29 protein-coding genes are annotated in these 26,742 nt (G+C 70.5%); 12 read left to right on the top strand and 17 right to left on the bottom strand.

The genetic code is table 11. The annotated features are described in order from the left end of the window. Positions 1–23 precede the first annotated feature (23 nt). From F1615_RS05365 to F1615_RS05350, 4 genes are all read left to right on the top strand, one after another. Positions 24–977 carry an ABC transporter ATP-binding protein gene (locus F1615_RS05365; RefSeq protein ID WP_149547688.1) on the top strand — a complete coding sequence of 318 codons (954 nt, stop codon included), beginning with the start codon at positions 24–26 and terminating at the stop codon, positions 975–977. Between the two features lie 2 nt (positions 978–979). Continuing rightward, entirely contained in the window at positions 980–1,753 is a 774-nt protein-coding gene (locus F1615_RS05360) for an ABC transporter permease (protein WP_167533665.1), read from the top strand. Between the two features lie 118 nt (positions 1,754–1,871). Next, positions 1,872–3,119, top strand: a complete 1,248-nt coding sequence (locus F1615_RS05355; RefSeq protein WP_149547687.1) for an ABC transporter ATP-binding protein — start codon at positions 1,872–1,874, stop codon at positions 3,117–3,119. Continuing rightward, on the top strand, positions 3,116–4,009 hold the full coding sequence (locus F1615_RS05350; protein WP_149547686.1) for an ABC transporter permease subunit: 894 nt from the start codon (positions 3,116–3,118) through the stop codon (positions 4,007–4,009). Before F1615_RS05355 ends, F1615_RS05350 begins: the two co-directional genes overlap by 4 nt. A 7-nt stretch (positions 4,010–4,016) precedes the next feature. On the opposite strand, the gene F1615_RS05345 is transcribed toward F1615_RS05350, so the two are convergent. Continuing rightward, positions 4,017–4,349 carry an ATP/GTP-binding protein gene (locus tag F1615_RS05345; RefSeq protein ID WP_149547685.1) on the bottom strand — a complete coding sequence of 111 codons (333 nt, stop codon included), beginning with the start codon at positions 4,347–4,349 and terminating at the stop codon, positions 4,017–4,019. Between the two features lie 241 nt (positions 4,350–4,590). Between F1615_RS05345 and F1615_RS05340 the strand changes: the two genes are divergently transcribed. Further along, complete coding sequence (locus tag F1615_RS05340) at positions 4,591–5,619, top strand: LLM class flavin-dependent oxidoreductase (protein ID WP_149547684.1); 1,029 nt, start codon at positions 4,591–4,593, stop codon at positions 5,617–5,619. 82 nt (positions 5,620–5,701) lie between these two features. Here F1615_RS05340 and F1615_RS05335 read toward each other — a convergent pair whose 3' ends face one another. Next, entirely contained in the window at positions 5,702–6,094 is a 393-nt protein-coding gene (locus tag F1615_RS05335) for an SCO5389 family protein (RefSeq protein ID WP_149547683.1), read from the bottom strand. Between the two features lie 288 nt (positions 6,095–6,382). Between F1615_RS05335 and nucS the strand changes: the two genes are divergently transcribed. Next, positions 6,383–7,054 carry an endonuclease NucS gene (gene nucS / locus F1615_RS05330; protein ID WP_167533664.1) on the top strand — a complete coding sequence of 224 codons (672 nt, stop codon included), beginning with the start codon at positions 6,383–6,385 and terminating at the stop codon, positions 7,052–7,054. 70 nt (positions 7,055–7,124) lie between these two features. Here the strand turns inward: nucS and F1615_RS05325 are convergent, their stop codons facing one another. The 4 genes from F1615_RS05325 to F1615_RS05310 form a co-directional block, all read right to left on the bottom strand. Further along, positions 7,125–9,647, bottom strand: a complete 2,523-nt coding sequence (locus tag F1615_RS05325; protein WP_149547681.1) for an ATP-binding protein — start codon at positions 9,645–9,647, stop codon at positions 7,125–7,127. Between the two features lie 261 nt (positions 9,648–9,908). Beyond that, positions 9,909–10,232 carry an STAS domain-containing protein gene (locus tag F1615_RS05320; protein ID WP_149547680.1) on the bottom strand — a complete coding sequence of 108 codons (324 nt, stop codon included), beginning with the start codon at positions 10,230–10,232 and terminating at the stop codon, positions 9,909–9,911. A 156-nt stretch (positions 10,233–10,388) separates the two neighbouring features. Further along, on the bottom strand, positions 10,389–11,237 hold the full coding sequence (locus F1615_RS05315; protein WP_149547679.1) for a 3-hydroxyacyl-CoA dehydrogenase family protein: 849 nt from the start codon (positions 11,235–11,237) through the stop codon (positions 10,389–10,391). A gap of 125 nt (positions 11,238–11,362) precedes the next feature. After that, positions 11,363–12,004 carry a TetR/AcrR family transcriptional regulator gene (locus tag F1615_RS05310; RefSeq protein WP_149547678.1) on the bottom strand — a complete coding sequence of 214 codons (642 nt, stop codon included), beginning with the start codon at positions 12,002–12,004 and terminating at the stop codon, positions 11,363–11,365. Between the two features lie 91 nt (positions 12,005–12,095). Between F1615_RS05310 and F1615_RS05305 the strand changes: the two genes are divergently transcribed. Genes F1615_RS05305 through F1615_RS05295 form a run of 3 tightly spaced genes read left to right on the top strand, consistent with a single transcriptional unit; the run spans position 12,096 to position 14,227 of the window. Next, entirely contained in the window at positions 12,096–12,878 is a 783-nt protein-coding gene (locus F1615_RS05305) for an ABC transporter ATP-binding protein (RefSeq protein WP_149547677.1), read from the top strand. Between the two features lie 13 nt (positions 12,879–12,891). Continuing rightward, entirely contained in the window at positions 12,892–13,641 is a 750-nt protein-coding gene (locus F1615_RS05300) for an ABC transporter permease (RefSeq protein ID WP_149547676.1), read from the top strand. 13 nt (positions 13,642–13,654) lie between these two features. Then, a complete protein-coding gene (locus tag F1615_RS05295) occupies positions 13,655–14,227 on the top strand; it encodes a cob(I)yrinic acid a,c-diamide adenosyltransferase (protein WP_149547675.1) in 573 nt (190 codons plus the stop codon). 3 nt (positions 14,228–14,230) lie between these two features. Here the strand turns inward: F1615_RS05295 and F1615_RS05290 are convergent, their stop codons facing one another. Next, complete coding sequence (locus F1615_RS05290) at positions 14,231–14,413, bottom strand: DUF5708 family protein (protein WP_149547674.1); 183 nt, start codon at positions 14,411–14,413, stop codon at positions 14,231–14,233. Then, on the bottom strand, positions 14,410–14,991 hold the full coding sequence (locus F1615_RS05285; protein ID WP_149547673.1) for a hypothetical protein: 582 nt from the start codon (positions 14,989–14,991) through the stop codon (positions 14,410–14,412). Before F1615_RS05285 ends, F1615_RS05290 begins: the two co-directional genes overlap by 4 nt. 153 nt (positions 14,992–15,144) lie before the next feature. Here F1615_RS05285 and F1615_RS05280 point away from each other — a divergent pair, with 153 nt between their 5' ends. The 3 genes from F1615_RS05280 to F1615_RS05270 all read left to right on the top strand — a co-directional run bounded on the left by F1615_RS05280 (position 15,145) and on the right by F1615_RS05270 (position 18,936). Beyond that, positions 15,145–16,335 (top strand): sensor histidine kinase, encoded by a 1,191-nt coding sequence (locus F1615_RS05280; RefSeq protein WP_149547672.1) that lies wholly within the window; start codon positions 15,145–15,147, stop codon positions 16,333–16,335. Beyond that, complete coding sequence (locus tag F1615_RS05275) at positions 16,335–16,976, top strand: response regulator (protein WP_149547671.1); 642 nt, start codon at positions 16,335–16,337, stop codon at positions 16,974–16,976. Before F1615_RS05280 ends, F1615_RS05275 begins: the two co-directional genes overlap by 1 nt. Before the next feature lie 136 nt (positions 16,977–17,112). Beyond that, on the top strand, positions 17,113–18,936 hold the full coding sequence (locus F1615_RS05270) for a glycoside hydrolase family 18 chitinase (protein WP_149547670.1): 1,824 nt from the start codon (positions 17,113–17,115) through the stop codon (positions 18,934–18,936). 16 nt (positions 18,937–18,952) lie between these two features. On the opposite strand, the gene F1615_RS05265 is transcribed toward F1615_RS05270, so the two are convergent. From F1615_RS05265 to atpB, 9 genes are all read right to left on the bottom strand, one after another. After that, entirely contained in the window at positions 18,953–19,402 is a 450-nt protein-coding gene (locus F1615_RS05265; protein ID WP_149547669.1) for a DUF2550 domain-containing protein, read from the bottom strand. A gap of 128 nt (positions 19,403–19,530) precedes the next feature. Continuing rightward, positions 19,531–19,908 carry a F0F1 ATP synthase subunit epsilon gene (locus F1615_RS05260; RefSeq protein ID WP_149547668.1) on the bottom strand — a complete coding sequence of 126 codons (378 nt, stop codon included), beginning with the start codon at positions 19,906–19,908 and terminating at the stop codon, positions 19,531–19,533. Positions 19,909–20,016: 108 nt separating this feature from the next. Further along, positions 20,017–21,453 carry a F0F1 ATP synthase subunit beta gene (gene atpD, locus F1615_RS05255; RefSeq protein WP_149547667.1) on the bottom strand — a complete coding sequence of 479 codons (1,437 nt, stop codon included), beginning with the start codon at positions 21,451–21,453 and terminating at the stop codon, positions 20,017–20,019. Then, positions 21,453–22,370 carry a F0F1 ATP synthase subunit gamma gene (locus F1615_RS05250; RefSeq protein ID WP_149547666.1) on the bottom strand — a complete coding sequence of 306 codons (918 nt, stop codon included), beginning with the start codon at positions 22,368–22,370 and terminating at the stop codon, positions 21,453–21,455. The genes atpD and F1615_RS05250 overlap by 1 nt, the downstream gene beginning before the upstream one ends. A gap of 21 nt (positions 22,371–22,391) precedes the next feature. Next, on the bottom strand, positions 22,392–23,981 hold the full coding sequence (gene atpA, locus F1615_RS05245) for a F0F1 ATP synthase subunit alpha (RefSeq protein WP_149547665.1): 1,590 nt from the start codon (positions 23,979–23,981) through the stop codon (positions 22,392–22,394). Between the two features lie 126 nt (positions 23,982–24,107). Next, a complete protein-coding gene (locus F1615_RS05240; RefSeq protein ID WP_149547664.1) occupies positions 24,108–24,923 on the bottom strand; it encodes a F0F1 ATP synthase subunit delta in 816 nt (271 codons plus the stop codon). Beyond that, complete coding sequence (locus tag F1615_RS05235; protein ID WP_037935956.1) at positions 24,920–25,471, bottom strand: F0F1 ATP synthase subunit B; 552 nt, start codon at positions 25,469–25,471, stop codon at positions 24,920–24,922. The genes F1615_RS05240 and F1615_RS05235 overlap by 4 nt, the downstream gene beginning before the upstream one ends. Positions 25,472–25,512: 41 nt before the next feature. Continuing rightward, positions 25,513–25,734, bottom strand: a complete 222-nt coding sequence (gene atpE, locus F1615_RS05230; protein WP_037935955.1) for an ATP synthase F0 subunit C — start codon at positions 25,732–25,734, stop codon at positions 25,513–25,515. 73 nt (positions 25,735–25,807) lie between these two features. After that, the gene (gene atpB, locus F1615_RS05225; RefSeq protein WP_167533663.1) at positions 25,808–26,647 is read right to left on the bottom strand and encodes a F0F1 ATP synthase subunit A; all 840 of its coding nucleotides are present in this window, start codon (positions 26,645–26,647) and stop codon (positions 25,808–25,810) included. Positions 26,648–26,742 lie beyond the last annotated feature (95 nt).

Below are 26,742 nucleotides of genomic sequence, written 5' to 3'. Positions count from 1 at the left end.
CCGTCCCGTTCTAGCGTGGCCGCATGATCGAGCTCGAGGGGCTGACCAAGCGGTACGGCGAGAAGGTGGCGGTCGACGATCTGACCTTCACCGTCAGACCGGGCATCGTCACGGGGTTCCTCGGTCCGAACGGCGCCGGCAAGTCGACCACCATGCGGATGATCCTGGGCCTGGACCACCCCACCGCCGGGGACGTGCGGATCGACGGCACGCGCTACGACCGCCTCGAGGACCCGCTGACCTGCATCGGCGCGCTGCTGGAGGCGAAGGGCGTGCACCCGGGCCGCAGCGCCTACAACCACCTGCTGTGCCTCGCGCAGAGCAACGGCATCCAGCCGCGGCGGGTGCACGAGGTGCTGGACGCGGTCGGGCTGACGGCGGTGGCGCGGAAGAAGGCCAAGGGGTTCTCGCTCGGCATGGGCCAGCGGCTCGGCATCGCGGCCGCGCTGCTCGGCGACCCGCGCATCCTGATGTTCGACGAGCCGGTCAACGGTCTCGACCCCGAGGGCATCCACTGGATCCGCACGCTGATGAAGTCGCTCGCCACGCAGGGCCGTACGGTCTTCGTCTCCTCCCACCTGATGAGCGAGATGGCGCTGACCGCCGACCACCTGGTGGTCATCGGCCAGGGGCGGCTGCTCGCCGACACCTCGATGGCCGAGTTCATCGAGCGCAATTCCCGCTCCTACGTCCGGGTGCGCAGCCCGCAGCGGGAGCTGCTGCTCGACGTGCTGCACCAGGGCGGGATCACCGCGGTGGCCGGCGGTGACGGGGCGCTGGAGGTGGACGGGTCCAAGGCGGAGTACATCGGGGAGCTGGCGGCCCGGCACCAGCTGGTGCTGCACGAGCTGAGCCCGCAGCAGGCCTCCCTGGAGGAGGCGTTCATGCAGTTGACCGCGGAGTCGGTGGAGTACCACGCGCACACCGGCACGCCCGTGCCTCCGCAGCAGTGGGGCGACGGCTGGAAGAGGGGCTGAGCATGGCGGCAACCCAGGTCGTCCGGTCGGAGTGGACCAAGATCCGGTCGGTGGCGTCCACCGTGTGGACGCTCTCGCTGGCGGTGGTCGTCACCATCGCGCTCGGCATGCTGATCTCGGCGCTGTCGAGGAGCGAGTTCGACTCGATGAGCACGCGGGACCGGCTCTCCTTCGACCCGACGTTCATCAGTTTCGCCGGGATGAGTCTCGGTCAGCTCGCGATGATCGTGTTCGGGGTGCTGGTGGTCTCGAACGAGTACAGCACCGGCATGATCCGCGCCTCGCTCGCGGCCGTGCCGAAGCGCGGCACCTTCCTGTTCAGCAAGCTCGCCGTCGCCACCGCGCTCGCCCTCGTCGTCTCCATGGCCACCAGCCTCGCCGCCTTCTTCCTGGGCCAGGCCATGCTCGGCGAGCACAAGGCGTCCATCGGCGACGAGGGGGTGCTGCGGGCGGTCATCGGCGGCGGCCTCTACATGACGCTCATCGCGCTGTTCTCCATGGGCGTCGCCGCGATGCTGCGCTCCCCCATGCTGTCGCTGGGCATCCTGATGCCGTTCTTCTTCCTGATCTCCAACATCCTCGGCAACGTCGACGCCACGAAGAAGGTCGGCCGGTTCCTGCCCGACCAGGCCGGCAGCAAGATCATGCAGGTGGTCCCGCCCCTCGGGGACGACACACCGTACGGACCCTGGGGCGGCCTGGGCATCATGGCGCTGTGGGTGGCCGCCGCGCTCCTCGGCGGTTACGTGCTGCTGAAGAGGCGCGACGCGCAGTGAGCCGGCCCGGGGCCGGTTTTTACCCGGCCTTGGGCGGAACCGTCAGCGCCCCGATATCCTCCTAACCCTTACGGGGGCGTGCGCCCTGCTGTCCTGAACCTTTCGATGGGTGCGGAGCATGATCGAGGCAGTCGGCCTGACCAAGCGGTACGGCGACAAGACCGCTGTGTACAACCTTTCCTTCCAGGTGCGTCCCGGCGCCGTCACCGGATTCCTGGGGCCCAACGGCTCGGGCAAGTCGACGACGATGCGGATGATCCTCGGCCTGGACAACCCCACCGCGGGTCAGGTCACGATCGGCGGCTATCCGTACCGCAAGCTGCCGAACGCCCCCCGTCAGGTCGGCGCGCTGCTGGACGCCAAGGCGGTGCACGGCGGCCGGTCCGCCCGCAACCACCTGCTGAGCCTGGCCCAGCTGTCGGGCATCCCGGCCCGCCGTGTGGACGAGGTCCTGGGTGTCGTGGGTCTGCACGACGTGGCGCGCCGGCGGTCGAAGGGCTTCTCCCTGGGTATGGGCCAGCGGCTCGGCATCGCCGCCGCGCTGCTCGGCGACCCCCAGGTGCTGCTGTTCGACGAGCCCGTCAACGGCCTCGACCCCGAGGGCATCCTCTGGGTGCGCAACCTGATGAAGTCGCTGGCCGCGGAGGGCCGTACGGTCTTCGTCTCGTCCCACCTGATGAGCGAGATGGCGCTGACCGCCGACCATCTCATCGTCATCGGCCGCGGACAGCTGATGGCCGACATGAGCGTCACGGACTTCATCTCCGCCAACTCCGCCGACTTCGCGCGGGTGCGCACGCCGGACAGCGAGCCGCAGCAGCGGGAGAAGCTGTCCGCCGCGATCACCGAGGCCGGCGGGCATGTGCTGCCCGAGCAGGACGGAGCGCTGCGGGTGACGGGACTGCCGCTGCCGCGCATCAGCGACATCGCCCACGACAGCGACGTACGGCTGTGGGAACTGTCGCCGCACCAGGCCTCGCTGGAGGAGGCGTACATGCGGATGACGCAGGGCGCCGTCGACTACCGCTCGACCACCGACCAGAAGGCCGGGCTCCAGCAGCCGCTGCCGCCCGGCGCTCAGCCGCCGGTGCCGGTTCCGGGTCAGGGGCAGCCCGGCTGGTACGCGCCGCCGCCGCCGCAGCAGGGCGGGCAGCCCTTCGCGCCGCAGGGCGCGCCGGCGCAGGCCCCCGCGGGCCCCTACGGCGCTCCGGGCGTCCCCGGAGCGGTCCCGGGCGCCCAGGCCCCGAACCCGTACGCGCAGCCGGCCCCGCAGGCTCCCCGGGGTCCGGCTCCGGCCGCGCCGCCGGCCGCCGCGCCCCCGTCCGCCCCGTCCGCCGACCTGACCAAGCCCGAGGACGCCCGATGAGCACGCCCCCGCCCCCGATGCCGCAGAGCGCCGCCCCCGACTGGCAGGCGGCTCCCGGTGCCGCCCGTCCCGCCTCCGGTCCGGCGGGTGCCGGCTACACCTCGCCGATCCCCGTGGTGCGCACCCACCTCGGGCACGCCCTCGCCTCCGAGTGGACGAAGATCAAGTCCGTGCGCTCCACGATGTGGACGCTGGGCGTGTTCGTCGCGCTGGTCGTCGGCATCGGTGCGCTGACCGGCATGGTGGTCGCGAGCTCCGACCCCGACCTGGGCGGCGAGAGCCCGCTGTCCCTCGGCTTCTTCGGACTGCTGCTGGGCGGCATGTGCATCATCACGCTGGGCGTGCTGACCACCGCCTCCGAGTACGGCACGGGCATGATCCGCACCACGATGGTCGCCTGTCCTTCGCGCGGACGCGTGCTGGCGGCGAAGGCCCTGGTGTTCTTCGTGCTCGCCTTCGTGGTGACGCTGGTGTGCGCCACGCTCATCGGCTTCGTGCACGTGGCGCTGCTGGAGGAGTACAACGCCAAGGACCCCTCCGGCGAGGAGTGGCTGAAGGGCACGGTCGGCGTCTCGCTCTACCTGGCGCTGCTCGGCACGCTGTCGCTGGCGATCGGGTCGGTCATCCGGCACTCGGCCGGCGCCATCACCATCATGATCGGTGCCGTGCTCGCCCCGCTGGTGATCGCGCTGTTCATGTTCTCGTCGTCGCTCGAGGACGTGCAGCAGGCGCTGTTCGAGTACTCCATCCCGAACCAGATGAGCATCTTCTACGCCAACTCCCTCTCCGAGTCCGGTCCGTCCGGCTGGGACCCGCTGTGGATCATGCTGGTCGCCACGGGCGCGGCCCTCGGCGGCGCCTTCGCCCTGCTGGAGAAGCGGGACGTGTAGCGACGCCTCAGAACCTCGGCGCGTTACGGGACCGCCGCACCCGCGTGGTGCGGCGGTCCCTCGCGTTCCAGCACGCCTTGTGCCAGTGCCGGCGGTCGTCGATCCCGGCGTGCTCCGGCCAGGCCACCACGTGCGGCACCCCGTCCGGGATCAACTGGTCGCAGCCGGGGCACCGGTAGGCCTTGCCCCGGGCACTGGCGCCCGCCACGTGCCGTACGTTCCACTCCTCGTCCTGCCAGCTCTCCGTCGACTGCCAGCCGCCGTAGCGGCCGGAACGGTCGTCCTCGGCGCTCCGGCCGGACGAACCGGCTCCCTTGGGTCGGTTGCGACGCGGGGACACAGGACACCTCACGGGGCTATACAGGATGCTGGGGCCGCGTCCAGCCTACGCGGCACGGGCAGGGGTACGCGTACGGCACCAATCGTCACAAGTCCCCTCCGTGGCGGTGCGGCGCCCCTCCGCAGCGGTTCATTCTGCAGACAATCCGCAAAATCGCTCGCCCGGCCGTGTCCTCGGCACGTGTCGGGCGGTTATGCCCTGCGGGGGAGCTCCGCGTCGGAGCCAAGGAAGCAGGAAAGCAATGCGCGTTGGAAGTTTCGTGTTGGCCGCCCAGTTCCCCGGGCAGGGCGAGGGAGAGGCGCTGCACCGCGCGGTCCGCTCGGCCGAAGTGGCAGAGGAGGCGGGGCTCGACACGGTCTGGCTGGCCGAGCACCACTTCGTGCCCTACGGCACCTGCCCGTCCGCCGTCACCCTGGCCGCGTTGCTGCTCGGCCGCACCCGCAGGCTGCGGGTCGGGACGGCGGTCAGTGTGCTGCCCACCGTCCACCCGGTCGCCCTCGGCGAACAGGCCGCTCTGCTGCACATCACGAGCGGCGGCCGGTTCTCCCTGGGCCTCGGGCGCGGCGGGCCGTGGGTCGACCTGGAGGTGTTCGGGGCCGGACTGGAGGCGTACGAAAAGGGGTTCCCGGAATCACTCGATCTGCTGGTGCGCTGGCTGCGCGAGGCGTCCGTCGGGGCCGACGGCGAGCGGTACCGATTCCGCGAGGTGCCCGTCGTCCCGCGCCCGTCGGAGTCCCTGACCGAGACCGAGGGCCCGGAGGTCGTCGTCGCCTGCACCTCCCCGGCGAGCGTACGGCTGGCCGCCGAGCGCGGACTGCCGATGCTGCTCGGCATGCACGTCGGGGACGAGGAGAAGGCCGAGATGGTCGCCCTGTGGCGGCGGCACGCGCGCGCGTGCGGACGGCCGGCCCGGGAGATCCACGGCGCGGCCCATGTCTCGGCGGGCGTCTGCCAGATCGCGGACCGGCGCACGGACGCGGCGGAGACCCTGCTGAAGGCGATGCCGGGCTGGCTGAGGCAGGGGCTGGAGGCCCATGTCACGGTCGACGGGCGACCGCGGCAGATGCGCGACCCGCTGGCGTACACCGAACTGCTCTGCGGGCTGCACCCGGTGGGCACGCCCCGGCTGTGCGCCGACCGGCTCGCCGCGACCAGCGAGCGGACCGGCATCTCCCGCTTCGCGCTGCTCGTCGAGGGTTCCGGCGACCTCGCGGCGACGGAGGAGAACGTACGACGGCTCGGGGCCGAGGTACTCCCCCAACTCGCCTGAGCGAGCCGGGGTCCACGGAGGCTTGCCGCCCCGGTACAGAACGCACCTCCCGCGTACGGAGCGGCAAGCTGACGATGGCGCGTCAGCAGTCGCGCAGTTCCGGCGACTGGTTGAGCAGCTGGTTGCGCACCGAGGTGAAGCGGGCCAGCGTCTCGTCGACCGAGGAGTCAAGCGGGAACACGGCCACCCGGTGGCAGTTCTGGAAGGCCAGCCGTACACCGAAGTGGCGTTGCAGCGCGCCGCGTATCGCGTCACTCGCGAGCGCACGCAGCAGCTGACCGCGTGCCTGCTCGTCCGGCGGGGGCGTCTGGTTGTCGGCGAAGGGTCCGCCGTCCACCTTCAGCTGGGCCACCAGGGAGCTGACCATCTCCCATGCGTAGGGCAGGGAGGTCCGGACGCAGTCGACGAATTCTGCTTCGTCGACCTCGCCTCGCTCGGCCTTCTCGAGTAGGGCCGGTGAGACGTCGAGCGACATGGGTTCTCCTCTCGCACCCCCAACGAGCAGGGGTTGCCTGACAGATGAGGGAGTGCGCGAAATCGGGCACGCTGCGTACACGGTTCGCGACCTCCCGTTCAATACCGTAAGCAACGGACCGTGACCGCACCAGGAGAATGCGCGGATGGGGAACTTCCTGTGGGCAGGTAATCAGCCATCGCCGAACACGCGTTTTCCAGGAGATTCAGGACGCGCCCCACGGGTCGCACGGGGTGGGTGTGAGGGCGGATCGCGTCGACCCCGGCCGGTCGAGTAGCGTTGCCGACCATGCGTCTCGTCATTGCCCGCTGCTCCGTGGACTACGCCGGACGGCTCACCGCGCACCTGCCGTCGGCACCCCGTCTGATCCTGGTCAAGGCCGACGGCAGCGTCTCGATCCACGCCGACGACCGGGCCTACAAGCCCCTGAACTGGATGTCGCCGCCCTGCACGCTGAAGGAGGGCACCGGCGAGGAGGAGGGCGTCTGGACCGTCGTCAACAAGGCGGGCGAGAAGCTCATCATCACGATGGAGGAAGTCCTCCACGACTCCTCGCACGAACTGGGCGTCGATCCCGGCCTGATCAAGGACGGCGTGGAAGCACACCTCCAGGAGCTGCTCGCCGACCGCATCGACACTCTCGGCGAGGGCTACACCCTCATCCGCCGCGAGTACATGACCGCCATCGGCCCGGTCGACATCCTGTGCCGGGACGCCGAGGGGCGGACCGTCGCGGTGGAGATCAAGCGGCGCGGCGAGATCGACGGCGTGGAGCAGCTCACGCGCTACCTGGAGCTGCTGAACCGCGATCCCCATCTCGCCCCCGTGCGCGGCATTTTCGCCGCCCAGGAGATCAAGCCGCAGGCCCGGGTCCTCGCGACCGACCGGGGCATCGGCTGCCAGGTCCTCGACTACAACGCGCTGCGGGGCATCGAGGACGACAAACTGCGCCTGTTCTGAGCGGTCGCCACGACAGACCGAGGGCCGGGTTCCGTTCGGGAACCCGGCCCTCGGGCGTGACGGCGACCGGTCAGATCACCGACTGCGAGCTGCTGGGCGTGCCCGCGCCGCTGCTCTGCGGGGCGCCGGCGGAGGTGCTCGTCTCCACGGGGGCGGAGGAGGTCGGGCCGCCGGCCGAGTCGCTGGTCGACGGCGGCGGCTCGGAGCTGGGAGGCGGCTCCGAGGTCGGCGGCTCCGAGGTGGGAGGCTCCGAGGTCGGCGGCTCCGAGGTCGGCGGCTCGGACGTCGGAGGCTTCTGGCTCGTCGGGGGCTTCTGGCTCGTCGGCGGCTTCGGCGTCTCCGTCGGACCGTCCGGCTTCCTGGTACCGCTCGGCTCGTCCGACGGCTCGCCCGACTCGTCGGCCGTGGGCGTCGGGTCGTCCGAGGTGCCCAGCGTGCCGTCCGGACCGGGATCGGTCGGCCTGCTGGTGGCCTCACCGGTGTCGCCCTCGTCCCCGGCCGCCGGGTCCGCGCCCAGGCTGCCGTCGTCGATGCCCTGGCTCGCGGACGGATTGACGCCGACGTTCTCCGACGGCGTACCGGCGTCGTTCTCGGACGTCGCGCCCAGGGTGACCACCGTGCCCAGCACGGCGACGAGCAGCGCGCCCGCGCCGGCCGCCACCAGATTGCGCCGGGCCAGGCCCCTCAGACCGCCGCCCGCATTGGCCGACGACGGAGAGGGAGACGGGGACGGCACCGTGCGGCTGATGACCAGGGCACTGTCGGTGGGGGGCTGGAGCTCCGGGAACGCCGTGGGCACCCCGCGCGGCGGCGAGGCCGACTCCTCGCGGTGCGCCTCGGGCACGTCCTCCCCCGCGGCCGCCATGAGGGAGAGCGGGAGGCCGGAACGGTCGGCGACCAGGGCCAGCGCCCTGCGTCCCGCGACGGTGCCGCGCTTGTCGGCGAGGGCACCGCGCAGCCCGATGGACGCCTCCAGTTCGGCGCGCGACCGGTCGAGCTGTCCGGCACACAGGGCGTGGACGCCGAGCTCGTGGTGGAAGTAGGCCTGTTCACCCACGTCCCCGGCGAGCCGGGCGGACTCCGTACCCGCCCGCAGCGCCTTCTCCCAGGCGCTCCAGTGCAGCCCGGCGGCGAAGGCGGGCGCGGCGGTGCGGGCGAGCTGTACGGCGGTGCTGGGCTCGCCCTCGCTGGTGGCCGAGGTGAGCGGCGACAGCACGGCGAGCGCGGCGAGCACCGCGTCGGCCTCGGCGCACACCCGTTCCGGGGTGACCGACGGGTGCCCGGCCCACCAGGCGTAGTGCTGGGCGGCGGCGCGGGCCTGGGCCTCGGCCTCGTCGGCGTATCCGGCGGCCTCGAGCTGGGCCGGCACCCCGGCGGCGAGCCGGTAGCGGGAGCCCGCCGGGGAGACCAGTCCGCAGGCGGCCAGCTCGCCGAGGGCGGCGTCGGCGTGGGTGTCGCCCACGAGGGCGGGCAGATGCGCCTGGTGGGGGACCTCGCCGCCGAGCGCGACGGCGAACCGCAGGGTGGCGCGGGCGGACGCGCTGAGCCGGGAGGCGAGCAGCGGGGCGGGCGCGGCGGCCTCGCCGAGCGAGGGCAGCGGCACCTCGTCGCCGTCGGCGGGGTCGTAGGGCGCCTCGTCGGGCCGTACGTCCTCGAAGACGCCGAACTCGTCGACGGCGCTGGTGCCGGCCCGCAGCCGGTCGCGCTGCCGGAGCAGGGCACCGGCCTGGACGAAGCGCAGCGGCAGGCCCTCGGACTCGAACCAGAGGTCGCCGGCCCAGTTCGACTCGTCCTCGGTGAGGCGGCGGCCGACGACGTGTTCGATCAGGTCGAGTCCGGCCGCGCGGTCGAGACCGGAGAGGGCGACCTCCTCGATGCCGGCGTCGGCGGACGGCTCGGGCACGTCCGGGGTGGCGGCGAACAGGAACGCGCACTCGGGGGTGGCGTCCAGCAGCTCGTCGAGGGCGGCGCCACCGAACTCCAGGTCGTCCAGGACGACGACGGCACCGACCTCGCGGACGCACTCGACGAGTTCGGCACGCTCCGGGCGGTGCAGCGGGGCGTTGTGGACGGCGTAGAAGAGGTCGTGGAGCAGATCGTCGGCGGAGCGGCGCAGGCCGTTCAGCCGGACCACGCCGTCGGGGGCGAGGTCCGCGCAGTCCTCGGCGACGACGTCGAGGAGCCGGGTGCGGCCCGAGCCGGCCGGGCCGGTGACGCGCACGGAGCGGCCGCGGGCGAGCAGCCGGACCAGCGTCTCCCGCTCGTCCTGACGGGCCAGCAGCGGCAGCGTGGGCTGCGCGGGGCCCGGCGGGACGGGCGGCCTCGCGGCACGCTCGACCCCGGCGCGCTCGGCCTCCGTCAGCTTCACGGGGCGGGCCGGCCGTTCGGCGGGCGGGCAGGGCTCGATCTCGCTGCCGTCGACGGGGTTGACGGTCAGCAGGAAGTCGCCGGAGACGAGCTGCACCGTGCGGGCGAGCGCGGGCGCGTGCTGTCCGAAGTCGGAAGTCAGGGATTCCCTGGGAGGACGCTGACGCGGCGCACTGCTGTCACCGTCGTGGCCGTACTCCTCGGGTCCCGTGGTGTTCGGGTCCATAGGTCCTTAGCCCCCCAAAAGCGTCGTGGCTGAAGCCCTCCCCGGCCTCGCTGCACACCGCGCTGTCGCTTCTGGTCCGGGCCCGCTCGAGGGTTGCATGCAGCGGGCAGCCGAACCCTAAACCTTCGCTCAGTATCTACGACAGTCCGGGGTACCGCGCCGTCCGAGACGTCACAGTCTCGTGAGGATTGTGCACGCGTCGCGCGGTTCGCCGAGGCCGGCCCGGGTTCCACGGATCGTCCCCCGCACACCCGTACGGCCTCACACGCGGGGCAGCGTGTCCACCCCGATGCCCCCCTCGATCGCGAGGATCCGGTGCAGCCGGGTGGCCACCAGCAGGCGCTGCATCTGCGGCGGTACGTCGCGCAGCACCAGGCGCCGGCCGCACCGGCCGGCCCGTCGGTGGGCTCCCATGATCACGCCGAGTCCGGTGGCGTCCCAGGAGTCCAGTTCGGACAGGTCCAGAACCAGGTCGCCGGCTCCGTCGTCGACGGCCGAGTGCAGGACCGTTCGGGCGTCCGCCGCGCTGCGGACGTCGAGGCGGCCCCCGACGACCAGCTCGACGTGGTCGCCCCTGATGTGCATATGCGCTCCCCGTGATGCGTCTCGTGCTCCGTGTTTTCCTGACGGCCGGTGATGCAAGCTCTGACGGCGTGGCGCCCGCAGAGGTTGCTGCCTGTAAGCGAACCGATACCGAATTCACCCCGGCGTGTGATGCGCGCCGGGGTGAACGCGCGGTGATCAGTGCTCGTAGAAGCCCTGCCCGCTCTTGCGTCCGATGTCACCGGCGTCAACCATCCGGCGCATCAGCTCGGGGGCGGCGAACTTCTCGTCCTGGGACTCGGTGTAGATGTTGCTCGTGGCGTGCAGCAGGATGTCCACGCCGGTGAGGTCGGCGGTGGCCAGCGGTCCCATGGCGTGGCCGAAGCCCAGCTTGCAGGCCAGGTCGATGTCCTCGGCGCTCGCCACGCCCGACTCGTGGAGCTTGGCGGCCTCGACGACGAGGGCGCAGATGAGGCGGGTGGTGACGAAGCCGGCGACGTCGCGGTTGACGACGATGCAGGTCTTGCCGACCGACTCGGCGAACTCCCGCGCCCTGGCGAGGGTTTCGTCGCTCGTCTTGTAGCCGCGGACCAGCTCGCACAGCTGCATCATCGGCACCGGCGAGAAGAAGTGGGTGCCGACGACCCGCTCCGGGCGCTCCGTCACGGCCGCGATCTTGGTGATCGGGATGGCGGAGGTGTTGGAGGCGAGTACGGCGTCCTCGCGCACGATCTTGTCGAGCGTGCGGAAGATCTCGTGCTTGACCTCGAGCTTCTCGAACACGGCCTCGACCACCACGTCCGCGTCCGCACAGGCGTCCAGGTCGGTGGTCGCGGTGATCCGGGCGAGGGCGGCGCCGGCGTCCTGGGCCTCCAGCTTCCCCTTGCTCACGAACTTGTCGTACGACGCCTTGATCCCGTCGGTGCCCCGCGTCAGCGCCTCGTCGGTGACGTCGCGCAGGACGACGTCCCAGCCCGCCTGTGCGGAGACCTGGGCGATGCCGGACCCCATGAGACCGGCCCCGATGACGGCGAGCTTGCGTGCCACTGTGCGACTCCCCTGATACGCGCTGTCTTGTTCTCCAGAAGCGGACATTAGCGTTCGCGGGGCGCCGTGTGACCGGTAAGTAACGCGCGTCACGTCTCACATGACGGACATCACACCGGAGCGGGTCAGGGAGCGCCCCGGACGGCGTACTTGAGCACCTTCCGGCTCAACAGGCCCTCCATCTCGTCCAGCAGGGCCAGGGTCTCGCGGGACACCTCGTGGCGGTCGCGGCCGGCGACCATGGCGCGCCCGATGACGCCCATCACCGTGTGGTGGACCCAGTTGAGCTGGCCGGCGATCAGGGTGGGCAGGGGGTCGTCGTCCGGTGCGCCGGTCTCCTCCCGCAGGGTCTGCTCCAGGTTGTCCTGGACCTCCTGCTGGATCGCCCACAGCCGGGAGCGCAGGGGCGGAGCATCGTGGATGACCCGCATGAAGCGGTCGTAACCCTCCATCAGGCCGACCCGGGGCGAGACGGCCTCGACCTCCTCGCGCAGTTCGCGCAGCACCGCGGCGGCCGCGGACTCGCCGACGCCCCGGCCGCGCACCCAGCGCGAGAGCCGGTCGACGACGCCCTTGCTGCGGTCGAGGAAGAGGTCCTCCTTGGTCGGGAAGTAGTTGTAGACGGTGTTCACGGAGACGTCCGCGGCCTCCGCCACCTCGGCGATGGTCACCGTCACGAAGCCGTGCTCCAGGAACAGCCCGGTGGCGATGTCCGAGATCCGCTGCCTGGTCTCGCGCTTCTTCCGCTCCCTGAGCCCCTCTGCCATGCCCCTCATCGTAGGCGGGCCGGGTGATGCTTGGGCTTCCTGTAATTTTGGGGTCATTGAAAAAATTCAGTGACTCTGTTTTCCTGGAGGCATGGCAATCATCAGTACGGCCGGGCTGGCCCGTACCTTCCGGACGAAGACCGGCCCGGTCGACGCCGTGCGCGGCATCGACCTGACGGTCCGCGAAGGCGAGATCCTCGGCTTCCTCGGCCCCAACGGCGCCGGCAAGACCACCACCCTGCGGATGCTCACCACCCTGCTCGCCCCCACCGGCGGCGCGGCCACCGTGGCCGGCCACGACCTGGCCACCGACCCGGCCGGGGTGCGGCGGGCCTGCGGCTACGTGGCGCAGTCCGGCGGCGTCGATCCGCAGATCACCGTGCGGGAGGAACTGGTCACCCAGGGACGGCTCTACCGGCTCACCAGGGCCCGGGCAGCCGAGCGCGCCGAGGAACTGGCCCGCGACCTGGGCCTCACCGGACTGCTCGACCGCAAGTGCGCCGCGCTCTCCGGCGGCCAGCGGCGCCGCCTGGACATCGCCATGGCGCTCACCCACCGCCCCGCGGTGCTGTTCCTGGACGAGCCGACCACCGGCCTGGACCCCGGCAGCCGCGCCGACCTCTGGGACCTGGTGCGGCGGCTGCGCGACGAACACGGCACCACCGTGTTCCTGACCACCCACTACCTCGACGAGGCGGACGCGCTCGCGGACCGGCTGGTCGTCGTCGACGGGGGCGTGGTCGTCGCCGAGGGCACACCGAGCGCCCTGAAACTCGAGTACGGCGGCTCGATCGACGCCTCGCTCCAGGACACCTTCCTCGCCATCACCGGGCGCAGCGCCTCCCCGGCCGACGCCGCCCCCGTAGCCGTATAGGACACCGACATCCATGCTGCTCCACGACACCGCGCTCATCTACGGGCGTTATCTGCGCCAGTCCCTGCGGTCCCGCTTCGCGCTGCTGTTCGGCGTGCTGATGCCACTGCTGTACCTGTTGTTCTTCGGTCCGCTGCTGACCGATCTTCCGCTCGGCGGGCAGGGCAGCTCCTGGCAGGTGCTGGTCCCGGGGCTGCTGCTGCAACTCGGCCTGTTCGGCGCTTCGTTCGCGGGCTTCGCGATCATCATCGAGAAGGGGCACGGGGTGGTCGAGCGGATGCGGGTCACGCCCGTCAGCCGCCTCGCCCTGCTGCTGGGCCGGGTGCTGCGGGACGCCACCGTGTTCGTCTTCCAGGCGGTGCTGCTGGTCCTGGCGGCGCTGGTGATGGGGTTGCGGGCGCCCCTCGCCGGGGTGCTGATCGGCTTCGCCTTCGTCGCCCTGCTGACCGTGTCCCTGGCCGCGCTGTCCTACGCCCTGGCCATGAGGATCGAGACGCCGCAGGGATTCGGGCCGGCGGTCAACGCGCTGGCCATGCCGTCCATGCTGCTGTCGGGCCTCATGCTCCCCATGACCCTCGGCCCCGCCTGGCTCGACGTGCTGTCGCACCTGATGCCGTTCCGCTATCTGGTGGACGCGGTGCGGGACGCGTACGTCGGCGCGTACGCGACGGCCCACATGCTGTACGGCGCGCTGGTTGCCGTCGGCTTCGCGCTGCTCGCCGTGACAGTGGGCACACGCGTGTTCCGAACGGCCGGAGCGTAACTAGGCTGGCCCCATGGTCAACCTGACGCGTATCTACACGAGGACCGGCGACAAGGGCACCACCGCTCTCGGTGACATGTCCCGGGTCGCCAAGACCGATCTGCGGATCTCCGCCTACGCCGACGCCAACGAGGCGAACGCGGTGATCGGTACGGCGATCGCGCTGGGCGGTCTGGAGGACGAGGTCGTGCAGGTCCTCACCCGTGTGCAGAACGACCTGTTCGACGTCGGTGCCGATCTGTCGACGCCGGTGGTGGAGAACCCGGAGTACCCGCCCCTGCGGGTCGAGCAGTTCTACATCGACCGGCTCGAGACGGACTGCGACCGCTTCAACGAGCGACTGGAGAAGCTGCGCTCCTTCATCCTGCCCGGCGGTACGCCCGGCGCCGCCCTGCTCCACCAGGCCTGCACGGTCGTACGCCGGGCCGAGCGCTCCACCTGGGCCGCCCTGGAGGCGCACGGCGAGGCCATGAACCCCCTCACCGCCACCTACCTCAACCGCCTCTCCGACCTCCTGTTCATCCTGGCCCGCATCGCGAACAAGGAGACCGGCGACGTGCTGTGGGTGCCGGGCGGGGAGCGCTGAGCGCTACTGGCGCACGGACCGGTACAGGCCCAGCAGGATCTCGACGCCGCCGACGCACATCATCACCACACCGGCCTTGGCGGGCGTGACCACCGGGAGGTCCACTCCCCCGGCGAACAACCACAGGACCAGGCCCACCAGCAGCGTGACGGTGCCCGCGAGCAGGTTCCTCCACGCCCGCGTCATCGGCCCACACGCTCCTTGCCCACGCCGCTGACGTCCGGCCCGGCCGCCGGGGCCTTCTTCGGCCAGATCCAGTAGGCCAGTGCCACCAGGCCGTGGATGCCGGCCACCCGCCAGGCCGTGAAGCGCCACGCCTCGAGCGAGGTGGTGCGGCCCGGGTCGTCGACGTACCAGATGGCGAGCTGGAGCAGCACGGTCGCCACGGCGGCGGCCGTCAGCGTGCCCAGCCAGACCTTGGCCTCGTGCCGTGCCCGGGCCATGCCGTGGCGCGGCGGGCCGACCGGCCTGGGCGCGCCGCCCAGCCGGTGGGCGGCGTGGCCGTCGAGCCACTTCACGGTGCGGTGGCCGTGGCCCACCGTGTAGCCGATGTAGAGAGCGGCCAGTCCGTGGGTCCAGTTCGGCTCCGCACCGTTCTTCAGGTCCAGCGCGGTGGCGACCAGCAGCACGACCTCCAGCAGCGGCTCGCACAGCAGCAGGGCCAGACCGGCGCGCGGCATCTTCAGCAGATAGCGGCAGGCCAGTCCGGCGGCCAGCAGCACCCAGAAGCCGATCTCGCAGGCGGCGATCAAGGCGACGATCACGGTTCGCTCCTTTCGGTCACCCTTCCAGGCTCCCGTCGGGACCGGCCGGAGGCGTCGTCGCCACCGATGAACTCGCGGTACATCGAAAGATGCAGTCCCGGACCGTCCGCGGGGATCAGGCGCCCGGGCACGCGCACCGTGTTGGATGGTGCCATGGCCGTACGACCGCCCCGCCCTCCCCGCTTCGACGTCTGGGTCGCGCTCGCCGGACTCGCCGGCGGGCTGCTGCTGTGGGCCTTCGGGCTGGGGGTGCGCGAGGCCGACGACCCGATCGTGCTCTTCGACGGCCGCGGGCCGCTCCTGGTGCCGCTGGCCGTGATCGCCGGCTGCGAACTGCTGCGCCGCACCGCACCGCGCACCGCCCTGCTGACCGGCACGCTGGCCCTGGCGGCGGACACGACGACGCAGGGCAGCATCGCCACGATCGTGATGTACACCGACCTGATGTACGCGGCCGTCCTGTACGGAACACCCGCCACCGCCCGGCTGCTGCCGCGGATCACCGGACTGCTCACCATCGCGGCGACGCTGGTGCCCTACGCGGTGTGGCGGGTGCCGGAGGCCCTGCTCGTCGGTCTGGTCATCGGTGCCGTGACGTTCACGCCCGCGTCGACCGGCCTCATCGTGCGCAACCACCGCGACGCGGCCGAGGCCGCCCGGCTGCGGGCCGAACAGACAGCGCTGCTCGCGGAGATGGACCGAGCCCAGGCGGTGACCGCGGAACGAGCCCGCATGGCCCGTGAGTTGCACGACATGGTCGCCAACCACCTCTCCGCCATCGCCATCCACTCCACGGCCGCGCTCTCCCTGGACGATCCCCGGACGTCCTCGGAGGCGCTCGCCGTGATCCGCGAGAACAGCGTGCAGGGACTGTCCGAGATGCGGCGGCTCATCGGCATCCTGCGCGACGGCTCCGACGACCGCGAACCGGCGGCGACCCCCACGCTCGACGGCCTCGGAGCGCTGGTCGAGGGCGCCCGCGCCAACGGTCTCGACGTCACCCTGGACGCCGAGTACCGAGCCGTCCCCGCGCCGGTCGAACTGGCCGCGTACAGGATGGTCCAGGAGTCGCTCACGAACGCGCTCAAGCATGCCGCGCCGGGCAGGGTCACCGTGTGGCTGCGCCGGCCGGACGACGCCCTCGTCCTGAAGGTGACCAGCCCGTTCGGCGACCGGGACACTCCTCGCGCGCCGGGGTCGGGGGCCGGTCTCGTCGGGATGCGGGAGCGGGCCGCCCTGCTGGACGGCACGTTCGAGGCCGGGCCGGAGAGCGGCCCGGAGGGCAAGCTGTGGGTGGTGCGCGCCACCCTCCCGGTCACCGACATCGTGCAAGGAGAAACCTGATGATCCGCGTCCTGGTCGCCGAGGACCAGTCCGCCGTCCGCGCGGGCCTGGTCCTGATCCTGGGCAGCGCGCCCGACATCGAGGTCGTGGGCGAGGCGGCGGACGGCGAACGGGCGGTGGCGCTCGCCCGTGAGCTCCGTCCCGACCTGGTGCTGATGGACGTGCAGATGCCCCGTCTCGACGGGGTGTCGGCGACCCGGCAGGTGGTCGGGGAAGGCCTCGCCGACGTGCTGGTGCTGACCACGTTCGACCTCGACGAGTACGTGTTCGGGGCGCTGCGGGCCGGTGCCGCCGGGTTCCTGCTGAAGAACACGGAGGCGAAGGACCTCATCACGGCGGTGCGCACGGTGGCGGGCGGCGAGGGCATCGTCGCCCCGGCCGTCACCCGGCGGCTGATCGCCGAGTTCGCCGCGAAGCCCGCGCGGCCCGCGGCGGGCGATCCGGCGGTGCTGGAATCCCTGACGCGGCGGGAGCGCCAGGTGCTGTCGTGCCTCGGCGAGGGGCTGTCCAACGCCGACATCGCGAAGCGGCTCGACATGGCCGAGGCCACGGTGAAGACGCACGTCAGCCGTCTGCTGGGGAAGCTGGAGCTGCGCAGCCGGGTGCAAGCCGCGGTACTCGCTCAGGAGTTGGGGATCTAGCCGGGGCCCTCGGGGACGGCGAGGCGAGTGGTCCAGACCTATTGACCTGTGGTCCAGACCTTTCTATTCTCGCGGCACTGCGGATGTGATGGCTCAGTCACGTCCCCAACGGCTTCTCCCCATAAGGAGGCGCAGCATGCGCTTCAGACACAAAGCCGCGGCGGGATTCGCAACCCTGCTGCTCCCCGTCGCCGGCCTCGTCGGCCTCGCGAGCCCCGCCCAGGCCGCCACCTCGGCGACCGCCACCTACGCCAAGACCCAGGACTGGGGCTCCGGCTTCGAGGGCAAGTGGACGGTGAAGAACACCGGCACCACGACGATCAGCTCCTGGACCGTCGAGTGGGACTTCCCCTCCGGCACCAAGGTCACCTCCGCCTGGGACGCCACGGTCACCAACTCCGGTGACCACTGGACCGCCAAGAACCTCGGCTGGAACGGCACCCTCGCCCCCGGGGCGTCCGTCAGCTTCGGCTTCAACGGCAGCGGCTCCGGCTCCCCCGCCGGCTGCAAGCTCAACGGCGGCAGCTGCGACGGAGGCTCCGTCCCCGGCGACGAGGCCCCGTCCGCCCCCGGCACCCCGACCGCCTCCGACGTCACCGACACCTCGGTGAAGCTGTCCTGGTCGGCGGCCACCGACGACAAGGGCGTCAAGAACTACGACGTCCTGCGCGACGGCACCAAGGTCGCCACCGTGACCGGCACCTCCCACACGGACACCGGCCTCAGCAAGGGCACCGACTACTCCTACACCGTGCAGGCCCGTGACACCGCCGACCAGACCGGGCCGGTCAGCGGCGCGGTGAAGGTCCGCACCACCGGCCAGACCGAGGAACCGCCGCCCACCGGCGACAAGGTCAAGCTCGGCTACTTCACCGAGTGGGGCGTCTACGGCCGCAACTACCACGTCAAGAACCTGGTGACGTCCGGCTCGGCCGCCAAGATCACCCACATCAACTACGCGTTCGGCAACGTCAAGAACGGCCAGTGCGTGCTCGACGACGCCTACGCCGCCACCGACAAGGCCTACACCGCCGACCAGTCCGTCAGCGGCACCGCCGACGCCTGGGACCAGCCGCTGCGCGGCAACTTCAACCAGCTGCGCCAGCTCAAGGCGAAGTACCCGCACATCAAGGTGCTGTACTCCTTCGGCGGCTGGACCTACTCCGGCGGCTTCGGCCAGGCCGCGCAGAACCCGGCCGCGTTCGCCAAGTCCTGCAAGGCCGTCGTGGAGGACCCGCGCTGGGCCGACGTCTTCGACGGCATCGACATCGACTGGGAGTACCCGAACGCCTGCGGTCTGACCTGTGACACCAGCGGCCCGGCGGCCTTCAGGAACCTCTCGCAGGCCCTGCGCGCCGAATTCGGCAAGGACTACCTGGTCACCGCGGCCATCACCGCGGACGGCTCGGACGGCGGCAAGATCGACGCGGCCGACTACGGCGGCGCCGCCCAGTACCTCGACTGGTACAACGTGATGACGTACGACTACTTCGGCGCCTGGGACAAGGCCGGACCCACCAACCCCCACTCGCCGCTGACCACGTACAACGGCATCCCGAAGGAGGGCTTCAACTCGGCCGCCGCGATCTCCAAGCTGCGGGCGAAGGGCGTCCCGGCGAGCAAGCTGCTCCTCGGCATCGGCTTCTACGGCCGCGGCTGGACCGGCGTCACCCAGTCCGCCCCCGGCGGCACGGCCACCGGCCCGGCCCCCGGCACCTACGAGGCGGGCATCGAGGACTACAAGGTCCTGAAGAACTCCTGCCCCGCCACCGGCACCATCGCGGGCACGGCGTACGCCCACTGCGGCACCAACTGGTGGTCCTACGACACCCCGGCCACCATCGGCACCAAGATGGCCTGGGCCAAGAACCAGGGCCTCGGCGGTGCCTTCTTCTGGGAGTTCAGCGGTGACACCGCGAACGGCGAACTGGTGACCGCCATCGACGGCGGCCTGAAGTAACCACTACCGAGCACCACTAAGCGACATTGACGCGCTGACCGGGCGGGGCTGCCTCAAGCCACGCGAGGAAACCGGTCAGCGCGTCTTCGCTCATGGCGAGCTCCAGGCGTGTGCCCCGGTGCAGGCAGGCGAGGATCACCGCGTCGGACAGCAGCGCCAGCTCCTCCTCGCCCTCGGGGACGCGGCGGCCGGCCACCTCGATCGCGGAGCGCTCCAGGACGCGTCGCGGGCGGGGGGCGTAGGAGAACACCCGGAACCACTCGACCCGGTCGCCGTTGTACCGTGCCACCCCGTACGCCCAGCCCTTGCCGCCGGAGTCACCCGCGGCCTCGGGCGCGTCCCAGCGCAGGCTGCAGTCGAAGGTTCCGCCGGACCGCTGGATGAGGCGGCGGCGCAGGCCGAAGACGAAGAGCCCCACGACCACGAGGGCCACGACGATTCCGCACACAGTCAGAGCGAGGACCATCGGCACCGACCTCCTCGTCTCCTAGGTAACGGAACGGAAAAATCATCCAGATCTGCCTCAGCCGCGACCGGCTCCGGATCGCTCCGGTGCCGGCCGCGGCTGAGTGACGTCATCTCACCGTGCTGGGATCAGCGCCCCGCCGTCGCCGCCCGCAGACGGACATCCGCGCGGCGCTGGGCCTCGGCGTCGTCCTCCGCCTTCGCGCGGGCGAGCTCCTGCTCCGCGCGCTGGACGTCGATCTCGTCCGACAGCTCGGCGATCTCGGCCAGCAGCGACAGCTTGTCGTCCGCGAACGAGATGAAACCGCCGTGCACCGCGGCGACGACCGTCCCGCCCTCGCGCGTACGGATGGTCACCGGGCCCGACTCCAGCACACCGAGCAGCGGCTGGTGACCGGGCATGACGCCGATGTCGCCGGACGTGGTGCGCGCGACGACCAGGGTGGCCTCGCCGGACCAGACCTCTCGGTCGGCCGCGACCAGCGCGACGTGCAGCTCAGCAGCCAAGGTGGCTCCTCGGGTCACCACCCGGCGGTTGTGCCGGGTGTTGGTTACAAGTCTAAGGGGCGTGGATGAGGGGGCGGGACGCGCCCGCCCCCTCGACGAGCATCAGGCTCAGGAGACGCCCAGCTCCTTCGCGTTCTTCTTCAGGTCCTCGATGCCACCGCACATGAAGAACGCCTGCTCCGGGAAGTGGTCGTACTCACCGTCGCAGATCGCGTTGAACGCGGCGATCGACTCCTCCAGCGGCACGTCCGAACCGTCCACGCCGGTGAACTGCTTGGCGACGTGGGTGTTCTGGGACAGGAAGCGCTCCACGCGACGGGCACGGTGGACGACGAGCTTGTCCTCCTCGCCGAGCTCGTCGATACCGAGGATCGCGATGATGTCCTGCAGGTCCTTGTACTTCTGCAGGATGTTCTTCACGCGCATGGCCGCGTTGTAGTGGTCCTGCGCGATGTAGCGCGGGTCCAGGATCCGGGACGTCGAGTCCAGCGGGTCCACGGCCGGGTAGATGCCCTTCTCCGAGATCGGACGGGACAGCACCGTCGTCGCGTCGAGGTGGGCGAAGGTGGTGGCCGGGGCCGGGTCGGTCAGGTCGTCCGCGGGGACGTAGATCGCCTGCATCGAGGTGATCGAGTGACCCCGGGTCGAGGTGATGCGCTCCTGGAGGAGACCCATCTCGTCGGCCAGGTTCGGCTGGTAGCCCACCGCGGAGGGCATACGGCCGAGCAGGGTCGACACCTCGGAACCGGCCTGGGTGAAGCGGAAGATGTTGTCGATGAAGAACAGCACGTCCTGCTTCTGGACGTCACGGAAGTACTCGGCCATGGTGAGGCCGGCCAGCGCGACGCGCAGACGGGTGCCCGGGGGCTCGTCCATCTGACCGAAGACCAGGGCGGTCTTGTCGATGACGCCGGACTCGCTCATCTCGTCGATGAGGTCGTTGCCCTCACGGGTGCGCTCACCGACACCGGCGAACACCGACACACCGTCGTGGTTGTTGGCGACGCGGTAGATCATCTCCTGGATGAGCACCGTCTTGCCGACGCCGGCACCGCCGAACAGACCGATCTTTCCACCCTTGACGTACGGGGTGAGAAGGTCGATGACCTTGACGCCGGTCTCGAACATCTCGGTCTTCGACTCGAGCTCGTCGAAGTTCGGCGCCTTGCGGTGGATCGGCCAGCGCTCGCCCGTGTACTCCTCGTCGACGTTCAGCACCTCACCGAGGGTGTTGAACACCTTGCCCGTGGTGAAGTCGCCGACCGGCACCGAGATGGCGGAGCCCGTGTCGGTCACCGGGGCCTGGCGGACCAGACCGTCGGTGGGCTGCATGGAGATGGTGCGGACCAGGCCGTCACCCAGGTGCTGGGCGACCTCCAGGGTCAGCGTCTTGAGCTCACCCTCCTTGGCCGGGTCGGCGACCTGGACGTGGAGGGCGTTGTAGATCTCCGGCATCGCGTCGACGGGGAACTCCACGTCGACGACCGGGCCGATGACCCGGGCGACGCGGCCCGTAGCCGTCGCGGTCTCAACAGTGGTGGTCATTAGTTGTCACTCCCCGCGTTCGCGTCGGCCAGGGCACTGGCGCCACCGACGATCTCGCTGATTTCCTGGGTGATTTCGGCCTGGCGGGCCGCGTTGGCAAGACGGGAGAGCGTGTTGATCAGCTCGCCCGCGTTGTCGGTGGCCGACTTCATCGCGCGCCGCGTGGCGGCGTGCTTCGAAGCGGCCGACTGGAGCAGCGCGTTGTAGATCCGGCTCTCGACGTACCGCGGCAGCAGTGCGTCGAGGACGTCCTCGGCCGAGGGCTCGAAGTCGTACAGCGGGAGGATCTCGCCCTTGCCGGCGGTCCCCTCCGCGACCTCCTCGAGACGCAGCGGAAGCAGCCGGGAATCGACCGCCGTCTGCGTCATCATCGAGACGAACTCGGTGTAGACGATGTGGAGCTCGTCCACGCCGCCCTCGCCCGTCTCGTTCTCGATGGCCTCGATCAGCGGAGCCGCGACCTTCTTGGCGTCCGCGTACGTCGGCTCGTCGGTGAAGCCCGTGAACATCTCCGCGATCTTGCGCTCACGGAAGTTGTAGTGGGCGACACCGCGCCGGCCGACGATGTACGTGTCGACCTGCTTGCCCTCGCGCTCCAGGCGCTCGGTCAGCTGCTCCGCCGCCTTGATGGCGTTGGAGTTGAAGGCGCCGGCCAGACCGCGGTCGCTCGTGAGGAGCAGGACCGCGGCACGGGCCGGGTTCTGCGCCTCCGTGGTGAGCGGGTGCTTGGTGTTCGACCCGGTTCCGACCGCCGTGACCGCGCGGGTGAGCTCCTGCGCGTACGGCGTGGAGGCCGCCACCTTGCGCTGCGCCTTGACGACGCGCGAGGCGGCGATCATCTCCATCGCCTTGGTGATCTTCTTGGTCGCGGTGACGGATCGGATGCGACGCTTGTAGACCCGGAGCTGGGCTCCCATGAGTCAGGTCCCTTCCTTACGTCACTTGGCGGCGGACGGGGCGTCCTCGCCGAGCAGCTTGCCGTCGCTGGTCTCGAACTGCTTCTTGAACTCCGCCACGGCGTCGGCGATCGCCTGGATCGTGTCGTCGGACATCTTGGCGCCCTCGCGGATGGAGGTCATGAGGCCCTGCTCCTTGCGGTGCAGGTACTCCAGCAGCTCCTTCTCGAAGCGGCGGATGTCGGCGACCGGCACGTCGTCCATACGGCCCGTGGTGCCGGACCAGACGGAGACGACCTGGTCCTCGGTGGCCATCGGCTCGTACTGGTTCTGCTTCAGCAGCTCGACCATGCGCTGACCGCGCTCCAGCTGCGCCTTCGACGCGGCGTCCAGGTCGGAACCGAAGGCGGCGAACGCCTCCAGCTCACGGAACTGGGCGAGGTCCACGCGCAGACGGCCGGAGACCTGGCGCATCGCCTTGTGCTGTGCGGAACCACCGACTCGGGAGACGGAGATACCGACGTTCAGAGCGGGGCGCTGACCGGCGTTGAACAGGTCCGACTCGAGGAAGCACTGGCCGTCGGTGATGGAGATGACGTTGGTCGGGATGAACGCCGAGACGTCGTTGGCCTTGGTCTCGACGATCGGCAGACCGGTCATCGAGCCGGCGCCCATGTCGTCGGAGAGCTTGGCGCAGCGCTCCAGCAGACGGGAGTGCAGGTAGAAGACGTCACCCGGGTAGGCCTCACGGCCCGGCGGGCGGCGCAGCAGCAGCGACACGGCGCGGTAGGCGTCGGCCTGCTTCGACAGGTCGTCGAAGATGATCAGGACGTGCTTGCCCTCGTACATCCACTGCTGGCCGATGGCCGAGCCGGTGTACGGCGCCAGGTACTTGAAGCCGGCCGGGTCGGACGCCGGGGCGGCGACGATGGTCGTGTACTCCAGCGCGCCGTTCTCCTCCAGCGCGCGGCGGACCGACGCGATGGTGGAGCCCTTCTGGCCGATGGCGACGTAGATGCAGCGGACCTGCTTCTTCGGGTCGCCGGAGCGCCAGTTGTCGCGCTGGTTGATGATCGTGTCGACGGCCAGGGCGGTCTTGCCGGTCTGGCGGTCGCCGATGATCAGCTGGCGCTGACCACGGCCGATCGGGGTCATGGCGTCGACGGCCTTGTAGCCCGTCTCCATCGGCTCGTGCACCGACTTGCGCTGCATGACCGTGGGGGCCTGCAGTTCGAGGGCGCGGCGGCCCTCGGTCTCGATCTCGCCGAGGCCGTCGATCGGGTTGCCGAGCGGGTCGACCACACGGCCGAGGTAGCCCTCGCCCACGGCGACGGACAGGACCTCACCGGTGCGGGTGACCGGCTGGCCCTCTTCGATGCCGCTGAACTCACCGAGGACGATGGCACCGATCTCGCGCTCCTCGAGGTTGAGGGCGAGGCCGAGGGTGCCGTCCTCGAACTTCAGCAGCTCGTTGGCCATGGCCGAGGGAAGACCTTCGACCTTCGCGATGCCGTCGCCGGCAAGGGTGACCGTACCGACCTCCTCGCGCGAGGCCGCGTCCGGCTTGTACGACTGGACAAAGTTCTCCAGCGCGTCCCGGATCTCCTCCGGCCGGATCGTGAGCTCCGCCATCTGAGTTCCCTGCTCTCCTTGTTGGGCCCGAAGTTTCACTTGGGGGGTCTGGGGGCGACCCCCAGGAATCCTCTGCACGGCCCAACCAGGGCCGTAAGTACGTACTGCCTATTCAGAATGTGCTGCTCAGCTCGCCAGCCGGCGGCTCGCGTCCTCGAGCCGGTCCGCCAGGGAGCCGTTGATGACCTCGTCACCGACCTGCACCCGGATCCCGCCGACGACCGCGGGGTCGACGTCGAGGTTGAGGTGCATCCGGCGGCCGTAGAGCTTCGCGAGGGCGTCGCCCAGGCGCTGCTTCTGCTGGTCGCTCAGCGGCACCGCGGAGGTGACGACGGCCACCATGCGGTCCCGGCGCTCGGCGGCGAGCTTGGACAGGGACTCCAGTCCCGACTCCAGGCTACGTCCCCGCGGCGCGGTCACAAGACGCGTCACCAGGCGCTCGGTGGCCGCGTTCGCCCTGCCTCCGAGCAGGCTGCGCAGCAGCTCGCCCTTGGCGGAGACGGAGGCGCTCCGGCTGGTCAGCGCGGCACGCAGCTCCGTGTTGGAGGAGACGATCCGGGCGAACCGGAACAGCTCGTCCTCGACGTCGTCGAGTGCGCCCGCCCGCTGGGCGGTGGTGAGGTCGGCGATGTCCGCCAGCTGCTCCAGCGCGTCCACCAGGTCGCGGGACTGCGACCAGCGGGAGCGCACCATGCCGGACACCAGGTCCGCGGCGGGGCCGCTGACCTGCGAGCCGAGCAGGCGCCGGGCCAGGTCGGCCTTGGCCTCACCGGCCTGCGCCGGGTCGGTGAGGACCCGACGCAGCGACACCTCGCGGTCGAGCAGCGCGGTGACGGCGGCCAGCTCACCGGCGAGCGAGCCGGCGTCCACGGACGTGGAGTCCGTCAGCGCGTCGAGACGCTCACGTGCGGCTGCCAGGGCCTCGCGGCTCGCTCCGTTCATCGTGCGGCCTCGGCCTTCTGGTCGAGCTCGTCGAGGAAGCGGTCGATCACGCGGCTCTGCCTGGCGTGGTCCTCGAGGGACTCGCCGACGAGCTTGCCGGCCAGGTCGGTGGCGAGCTTGCCGACGTCCTGGCGCAGCGCGGACGCGGCGGCCTTGCGGTCGGCCTCGATCTGCGCGTGACCGGCGGCGACGATCTCCTCGCGCTGCCGCTGGCCCTCGGCCCGCATCTCGGCGATGAGCGCGGCACCCTGCTCCTGCGCCTCCTGGCGCAGACGCGCGGCCTCGTGCCGGGCTTCGGCGAGCTGGGCCTTGTACTGCTCCAGGACGCTCTGGGCCTCGGTCTGCGCGGCCTCGGCCTTCTCGATACCGCCTTCGATGGCCTCGCGACGCTCTTCCAGGACCTTGTTGATGGTCGGGAGGAGCTTCTTGGCGAGGAACCCGAAGACGATGACGAAAGCGATGAGGCCGATGACAACTTCCGGCCACGGCGGAATGAGGGGATTCTCCTTCTCACCCTCAGCCGCCAGGAAAACCAGGGCGGAGTTCACATCAGTGCCTTTCGTCGAAAGGGTCGGTCGTCGGGCTCGTCTTAGTAGACGAACGGCATGACGAGACCGATCAGGGCGAGCGCCTCACAGAAGGCGAAGCCCAGGATCTGGTTGGCGCGGATCAGGCCGGCCGCCTCGGGCTGACGGGCGAGAGCCTGGGTGCCGTTACCGAAGATGATGCCGATACCGACGCCGGGGCCGATGGCCGCGAGACCGTAACCGACGGAACCGAGGTCACCGGTGACAGCAGCAAGGGTAGACATGCCAGTTCTTCCTTCTCTTTACGGACCGGTGGGGGTTGGCCACCGGACGATTGCGGGAGCGGGGCGGGAGGGCTCAGTGGTGTTCGGCGAGCGCGCCCTGGATGTAGCTGCAGGTCAGAAGCACGAACACGTACGCCTGGACAGCCTGGATGAAGAGCTCGAAGGCGGTCATGATGATGACCATCACGAACGAGACGCCGGAGTAGGCGATGCCGATGCCGTTCAGCATGTACCAGGCGGCGATCGTGAAGAGCAGCAGCAGCGTGTGGCCGGCGAACATGTTCGCGAAGAGCCGGACGGCGTGCGTGAACGGGCGGACCAGCAGGTTCGAGAAGAACTCGATGGTCATCGAGAGCGGCAGCACCGGGCCGAGCGTCTTGTCGTAGCCCGTCACGTTCTTGAAGAAGCCGACGAACCCGTGCCTCTTGAACGTCAGGGCGACCCAGGTGATGTAGACGATGAGCGCGAGGATCATCGGGTAGGCGATGATCGACGTCACCGGGAACTGGGCGACCGGGATGATCGACCAGAGGTTCATCATCCAGATGAAGAAGAAGAGGGCGACGGCGAGCGGGACGTACTTCTCGCCCTCCTTCTTGCCGATCGTCTCGTAGACGATGCCGCGGCGGACGAAGTCGTAGCCGGCCTCGGCGATCATCTGGAGCTTGCCGGGGACGATCTTCGGCCTGGCGAAAGCGGCCCAGAAGAAGCCCACGATGATGATGGAACCGAGCAGCGCGAGCAGCATCGGCTTGTTGAAGTACAGGCCGTTGCCGTCTGCGTCGCCCCAGAGCGGCTCGAAGAGGAACGAGTGCAGGCCCGGAGCCGGGAAGCCACAACCGTCGAAGAGGTGGCAGTCGGTCTCGAAGGCGAGCACCTGCGTCGGGTCAGCACTCACCGCGGGCTCCTTCATCGTGGCGCATAGGTACGGCAACCTCGTGGTGTCGGCGCGGCGCTCGGCCGCGGTTCGGCACGGGACTGGTGTTACGGATGTGGGGGCGGCTGGGG

Source organism: Streptomyces marokkonensis, from assembly GCF_008312835.1.
In the GTDB taxonomy this organism is placed as follows: Bacteria; Actinomycetota; Actinomycetes; order Streptomycetales; family Streptomycetaceae; genus Streptomyces; species Streptomyces marokkonensis_A.
The sequence above is the reverse complement of the archived record's forward strand: the minus strand, read 5'-3'. Positions and strand labels throughout refer to the sequence as shown.